The 6,347-nt window shown below is 37.0% G+C and carries 8 protein-coding genes; 5 read left to right on the top strand and 3 right to left on the bottom strand.

Annotation, left to right across the window (positions count from 1 at the left end; genetic code table 11):
* The first annotated feature begins 160 nt into the window (after positions 1-160).
* From H150_RS0113270 to leuA, 4 genes are all read left to right on the top strand, one after another.
* Positions 161-721, top strand: a complete 561-nt coding sequence (locus H150_RS0113270; RefSeq protein WP_026353726.1) for a recombinase family protein — start codon at positions 161-163, stop codon at positions 719-721.
* An 87-nt stretch (positions 722-808) separates the two neighbouring features.
* Positions 809-1,063, top strand: a complete 255-nt coding sequence (locus H150_RS0113265) for a type II toxin-antitoxin system HicA family toxin (protein ID WP_019959540.1) — start codon at positions 809-811, stop codon at positions 1,061-1,063.
* Entirely contained in the window at positions 1,060-1,395 is a 336-nt protein-coding gene (locus tag H150_RS0113260) for a type II toxin-antitoxin system HicB family antitoxin (RefSeq protein WP_019959539.1), read from the top strand. The genes H150_RS0113265 and H150_RS0113260 overlap by 4 nt, the downstream gene beginning before the upstream one ends.
* 356 nt (positions 1,396-1,751) lie before the next feature.
* Positions 1,752-3,425, top strand: a complete 1,674-nt coding sequence (leuA, locus tag H150_RS0113255) for a 2-isopropylmalate synthase (protein WP_019959538.1) — start codon at positions 1,752-1,754, stop codon at positions 3,423-3,425.
* Here the strand turns inward: leuA and H150_RS0113250 are convergent, their stop codons facing one another.
* Positions 3,426-4,187, bottom strand: a complete 762-nt coding sequence (locus H150_RS0113250) for an AraC family transcriptional regulator (protein ID WP_019959537.1) — start codon at positions 4,185-4,187, stop codon at positions 3,426-3,428.
* A gap of 220 nt (positions 4,188-4,407) precedes the next feature.
* Here H150_RS0113250 and H150_RS14580 point away from each other — a divergent pair, with 220 nt between their 5' ends.
* Complete coding sequence (locus H150_RS14580) at positions 4,408-4,602, top strand: hypothetical protein (protein ID WP_019959536.1); 195 nt, start codon at positions 4,408-4,410, stop codon at positions 4,600-4,602.
* A gap of 426 nt (positions 4,603-5,028) precedes the next feature.
* Here H150_RS14580 and H150_RS0113240 read toward each other — a convergent pair whose 3' ends face one another.
* Both H150_RS0113240 and H150_RS0113235 read right to left on the bottom strand, forming a co-directional pair.
* Complete coding sequence (locus H150_RS0113240; protein ID WP_019959535.1) at positions 5,029-5,493, bottom strand: rep family protein; 465 nt, start codon at positions 5,491-5,493, stop codon at positions 5,029-5,031.
* Positions 5,494-5,911: 418 nt separating this feature from the next.
* Positions 5,912-6,199, bottom strand: a complete 288-nt coding sequence (locus H150_RS0113235) for a helix-turn-helix domain-containing protein (RefSeq protein WP_019959534.1) — start codon at positions 6,197-6,199, stop codon at positions 5,912-5,914.
* Positions 6,200-6,347: the final 148 nt, after the last annotated feature.

The raw sequence follows: 6,347 nt of genomic DNA, 5'->3' as shown, positions 1-6,347 counted from the left end.
TACACCCTATTTTTACAAATTATATTTAAATACCAAATTATCCAAAATTCAATAAAATCAAGAAATTTTGTTATTGTATAAAAATTAAAAAATCAATTTATATACAATGTATAAATAAATTCTTATAATCCTAATATTACAAAATATGGGTTTTGGTGATATGAAGGGTCAAATTATTGGTTATGTCCGGGTATCGACTGTTGATCAAAATATCGAACGGCAGTTGGAACAGCTTCAGCATTGCGATGAATTGTTTATTGATAAAGTTTCCGGCAAAGATGTTGAACGTCCGAAATTACAAGAAATGATGAGACACATTCGTCGAGGTGACATTATTGAAGTCACATCCATCGATCGCCTCGCTCGTAACAACATTGATTTGCAGAATTTGGTCAAAGAGATTACTGCCAAAGGTGTGGTGATCAAATTCTTAAAAGAAGGTTTAACTTTTGGGGCGGAAGGTAATGACAATGCCATCAGCAAAATGATGCTGACCATGTTGGCTGCCATCAGCGAGTTTGAACGCGCATTGATTCGCGAACGTCAGCGAGAAGGCATCGCTTTGGCTAAGGCCAAAGGTAAGTACAAAGGTCGCTCACCTAAACTAACGCCAGAACAAGTTGAACAATTAAAACAGCGTATTGCTGCTGGTGAAAGCAAATCAAGTGTGGCCAAAGCTTTTGGCATCACCAGGATGACGGTTTATGCTTATTTAAAATAAATCTATTCAGAACTGTAACTTACAAAACAGAATGTTGCCGCTTCAGTAAATTCGTGTGATAATAGTACTAAATATTGGTACTGAAAAATGAAACGAAAACATCAAAAAACCTTAGAACTGATTTTCCATCGACCAGTATCAGGAAGTATAAAATGGACGGAGATCGAAGCCTTATTTATTGAGCTAGGAGCAAACGTGCAGGAGCGTGAAGGTTCACGTATAGCGGTTGTGTTATTCGGACAGGTAAAAGTGTTTCATCGTCCGCATCCTAGCCCTGATACCGATAAAGGGGCTGTTGCCAGTGTTCGAAAGTGGTTAGATGAAAATGGAGTAAGACCATGATTAATACGATGATAATTAATGGCTACAAAGCCGTGATTGCATATGATTCTGAAATTGAGTTGTTTCGCGGTGAATTTATTGGATTAAATGGTGGAGCAGATTTTTATGCGGCTGATGTAGAAAGCTTACGTAGAGAAGGTGCTGAATCATTAAAAGTGTTTTTAGAAGTGTGTAAAGAGAACGGTATCGAGCCAAAAAAACAATATTCAGGACGCTTTAATGTTCGGATTAATCCGAAATTACATGAAGATGCCATGGCTGCTGCTATTGCTCAAGGCATCAGCCTAAATGAGTTAGTTAGCCGTGCCATTGCCACAGCAGCACATCATTAAGCGGTATAAAATCGATTCGCAATAAGCTCTTATTTTAGAGAATTATTATTTCATGTGATTTTATCCTATTTATATATTTGCCACGTTAACATGCATTGCTCTTAATCCGACAGAACCTATAAAACAAATAATCATTCGATGTATTTGTCAGAATCAAGTGTTGATTTTTTTAAACTCGATATAGCTGATAATTGACCTTGCTAACAAAGCTCAACTCACATTTGGTAATACTACTAAGTCTTTTTTTGCATATTTGTCTTATTTAAAAAGGCCAATGTCCCATACTCAAAGGCATTATTAAACTCATACTCATAAAATTGATTTAATCAATTTACTACAAATGAATGGAGTCAATAATGTTGAATAGCCCTGCAACAAAATACCAACCTTTTCCTACCGTTATCAAAACAAAACGTCACTGGCCAACTCAAGTTTTAAACAAGCCTCCCCGTTGGTGTTCTACAGATTTAAGAGATGGTAATCAGGCATTGGCCAATCCTATGGATGGAGCAAGTAAGGCGGAGTATTTTCAGTGTTTAATAGAAATAGGTTTTAAGGAAATTGAAGTAGCATTTCCTGCCGCTTCTGATACAGATTATTCATTTGTACGTTATTTAATTGAACAAAATAAGATACCAGAAAACGTAACAATACAAGTCATTACCCAAGCTAGGCCTGAGCTAATTAACACAACAATGACGAGTTTGTTGGGGGTAAAAAAAGCGATTGTGCATGTTTATAATGCCACTGCACCCGCTTTTCGTGAGCAAGTGTTTCAAATGAGTCAAAAAGAGGTAATTGAATTAGCGATAGCGGCAACCACCCAAATTAAAGAGTTTTGTCTTCAACACCCTGAAACTCATTGGACCTTAGAGTATTCACCAGAAACTTTTTGTATGACTGAACTTGCTTTCAGTGTAGAAATTTGTAGAGCTGTGATGGATGTTTGGAAACCAAATGCACAATACCCATTAATACTAAATTTACCTGCAACGGTAGAAGTAAATACCCCAAATGTTTATGCCGATCAAATTGAATATATGATAGAGACTCTGCAACCAAGTGAGCATACTTGTATCAGTGTCCATCCCCATAATGATCGTGGAACTGGTGTGGCAGCCGCTGAGTTGGCGCAACTGGCGGGTGCATCACGAGTAGAGGGTTGCTTATTTGGAAATGGGGAACGCACAGGAAATGTGGATTTAGTTACATTGGCGATGAACTTGTATACACAAGGCATACATCCTAATTTGAATTTTTCCAACATGAGTAAGGTTGTGAGTATGGCAGAAAAGATGACTGCCTTGCCGGTTCATCCACGCCACCCCTATGCTGGAGAGTTGGTATTTACCGCATTTTCAGGATCTCACCAAGATGCGATTAAAAAAGGCTTTCAATGGCGAAAAGAGCATGAATCTGAGTTATGGAATGTGCCCTATCTACCTTTGGACCCAAAAGATATTGGTTGTTCTTATGAAGCAGTCATTCGGGTAAACAGTCAGTCAGGCAAAAGTGGTGCATCTTGGATTTTGCAACAGAATCATGGTCTGATACTACCCAGATATTTACAGCAAGATTTCAGCCATCACATACAAAAGCATACAGATTCACATGGTAAAGAAATCAGTATGGCTGAAATTTGGAGTTTGTTTCGGGAACAATATGGTTTGAAAATCAAGCCGAAACTTAGTTTGTCAAATTTCACATTTGATGCTGAAAGCGGCACAATTAAAGCCAATTTACTGCAAGATGAACGTCAGATATCTTTGTTAGGCCATGGCAAAGGTTTAATCAGTGCATGGATTAATGCATTAACCCAACTGTTTGATGGAGAAATCACTGTCTTACACTATGATGAGCACAGCTTAGGCCACTCTACAGATAGCCAAGCGGTTGCATATGTGGGGTGTCAATTCAATCAATCCGAAGTATTTTATGGTGTTGCTATTGAGAAAGATATTAGTAAGGCAGCATTGCAGGCTATTTTGAATAGTTTGATAACAGTATACCCACAACTAAGTTACCAATAATCAGCTAGCATTCAATTGATATTCACTAGGTGTACAGCCCATATAGCTTTTAAACATGGTAGCAAAAGCACTAGGATTATCATAGCCTACCTTTAATGCTGTTTCGGTAATTGAATGTTTCTTGATTAAATATGATAAGCCCGTCAGTAAACGCTGGCGGCGCAGCCACTCCTGAAAACTTAAACCTGTTTCCTGTCTGAAATAACGAGTAATAGTGCGTTCGTTAACACTCATGATGTTAGCCAGATCTGCTAACTGCCAAGGGTAATAAAGCTTATTAAGTATGCTTTCACAGGCTGATTTTAATTTGCCATCACGAGGTAAAGGGACGTATAAAGGTTCTTTTTTCAACAAGCGTAATTCATCTAAAATCAACTCAATGACACGCTCTTCACGTGTGTGTGATAACACATTGTTATTAAAAGTAGCTGCATTTATGATTAACTCCCTGAGCAACGGTGAAACCTGCGAAGTGAGTGGGTAATTGATTAAGTCAGCTCGTGCCAATGGCTGTACAAATACACTTCTGATTTCGATGTCGGTGAGTATTTCCAATCGATGTTCAATATAAGGAGGCATCCATACCGCGTACGTAGAGGGCAAAATCCACATAGCATCATTGGTATGAACCCGTATTAGACCAGAAATGGCATAAATTAATTGATAGCAAGAATGATGATGCCATTCTTCAACATGCTTTGAAGGGTACTTTGCCGAATAGACATGGATGACTTGGTTAGGGATTTCATTCTTAAAAATCATTAAGATTATTTTCCATGGAGCATTTTGGCAATGCATCCATTCTATCTGATTGTAATACGTTAAACTATAAGCCTATTAGAATTTATCTCAGCACAAAATAACCTATTATTTAATATCTTTTTGTATGATTATTGAAAGGTTTATCAGTGATAACTAAAATCTTAGTTTAAGTGATAGACGGTAAATCTCAGCATACAATTGATAACAAGAGGCTGCAAAAATGAATAAGTATCGTATTAAATCTGCAAAGGGATATTGGCTAGAGCGTGGTTGTGGTTACACTCAAGACGAAAGCAAAGCGGCTATTTTCACTCTTGATGATATGCGAAGTTTTAATTTAGACCAATGCACATTACTGAGAGTTAATGATTACGAGCTACAAACAAGCGTGACCGTGAATGATAATAACGAGTGATATATGGGCTGTTTAACGCTATAGCTTTTTCCTTGCCAAGAGAATTAAGCAGCCCTTTTATCGATTACTTTAATTCAATAATCCCAACAAAATACAACAATTGTCGTTATCTGCTGTTATCTACCAATTTCAATAAATGATGAGTTTATCGAATTATCTACCAAAATTTGAATAACTTTTCTTCACTCAAAGAAGTATTAAAATTAAAATTACGGCAATTAATTGCGTAGATTATTGCGGGCATTAAAAAACGCCACCTGATAACCAAAGTAGCGTATTTCGTTAAATGCCATCATTTTGTAAATTACATCAAAATATCAATTGCACATTCTACAATGTAATCTAACAAAAAATTGCCCACATTCATTAAGCCTAAATCTCTACACGATTCAAAAAACCGTAAAATATTATACGTCATGCATTAGATTAAAATGGGATGATGTTATCAAGTGGATTGCCGTGCCTAACGCAAAATTCCTTATCAGCTTCCTTGAAAACATAATCAACAATCCGCTCACTTGTTGATGCGTCAATATGTTGAACATTAAAGCTGCCTTGCTTATGACAAGCTTTCCAAATCTTACCTGCCTTACGATGAAAATATTCTAGTCGCTTCTCAGGCACAAAAACCAAAGCATGAACATGAGGAATTTCTAAATCATTTCCATACTCAACAAATCCATATCCACCGTACTGGTTAATAAAAGTTTCAGACTGAAAAATTCTACCTTTAACCATTTTGTTGAATTCACCTACAGCAAATTTCAATTTCTCTAAGCTGCAATTTTTGTTTGGATTTAAAGTAATAAATGTATTCAGCTCGTTATTATTTACTTTATTGATTAGCTGATTTTTTAATTCTCTATTTGCTTCTTTGTAGTTTACAGTCAAATTGTTATCCTTATTTCAATAGTTATTAAATTTACAAAGCCGTCCTGAAACTCTTTGCAGTTTGATGATTTATAAGAGAGCTACATAATTCAAAATCCTTATAGCGAGGCACACATATAAGCAATATTGAATAAACCCTGAAAACAGTTTAGAGTCCGTACTCAACACATAGAGCCTAGTTCCCCAAACGTAATACACGTTAGCACAAAGTAAATATTTTAGCAAGTGGATTTTTTACTATTTACTTATTTTTATTATTTCATTACAAAACTTAACAAAGAGAGCGTAAACAAGACCACTACCAATGACGTCAAAGGCAACACAAAAGAGATTACTCAGAGCGCAAAAGACAGAAACCAAAACCCAGCCTTACGGCTGTTATCTGATATTGGTTCGTTGCACACTTTGAGAATTATTCTCATTTGGAACTGTTTAGCCAAGAATTTACAGACCGTACTGATACCTGTAAGGCTTGAGCAATTGCAGTAATTGAGTTTCCTTGTTCACGCAAAACTATTGCTGACGTTTTAAGGTTGTTGGCTTTAGATAATCGAGCCTTACCACTCAGCTTTCCCCTTGCAGATTGCCTTTTCTTGAATGCCTCAGTGTCATGACGCATATGTTTCCATGTCCAGTTAGCAACGCTCTTGGCAATGCCTTTAATTTCAGAATGTGGCAAAGGCTCATTAAAAACATTCATGCGCATGGCTTCGTCAACAATGTGATTGCGCCAAACATCAACCTTACCTGTCCTGTACTGGGGTCACCTCAGAAAACGGAATTTAAAGTACGTTAAGGCTGAGTCGAGGCAGGTAGCCAACGGTACAAGGTAGAAACCGATACACCGAGGTTTT

The sequence above is a fragment of the Vitreoscilla stercoraria DSM 513 genome, assembly GCF_000382305.1.
Lineage (GTDB): Bacteria > Pseudomonadota > Gammaproteobacteria > Burkholderiales > Neisseriaceae > Vitreoscilla > Vitreoscilla stercoraria.
The sequence above is the reverse complement of the archived record's forward strand: the minus strand, read 5'-3'. Positions and strand labels throughout refer to the sequence as shown.

Bases quoted from the DNA above. Each gene is read 5' to 3' on its own strand.
- H150_RS0113270 (WP_026353726.1), top strand. From the start codon at position 161: ATGAAGGGTCAAATTATTGGTTATGTCCGGGTATCGACTGTTGATCAA.
- H150_RS0113265 (WP_019959540.1), top strand. From the start codon at position 809: ATGAAACGAAAACATCAAAAAACCTTAGAACTGATTTTCCATCGACCA.
- leuA (WP_019959538.1), top strand. From the start codon at position 1,752: ATGTTGAATAGCCCTGCAACAAAATACCAACCTTTTCCTACCGTTATC.
- H150_RS0113235 (WP_019959534.1), bottom strand. From the start codon at position 6,199: ATGCGCATGAATGTTTTTAATGAGCCTTTGCCACATTCTGAAATTAAA.
- H150_RS0113260 (WP_019959539.1), top strand. From the start codon at position 1,060: ATGATTAATACGATGATAATTAATGGCTACAAAGCCGTGATTGCATAT.
- H150_RS0113250 (WP_019959537.1), bottom strand. From the start codon at position 4,187: ATGATTTTTAAGAATGAAATCCCTAACCAAGTCATCCATGTCTATTCG.
- H150_RS14580 (WP_019959536.1), top strand. From the start codon at position 4,408: ATGAATAAGTATCGTATTAAATCTGCAAAGGGATATTGGCTAGAGCGT.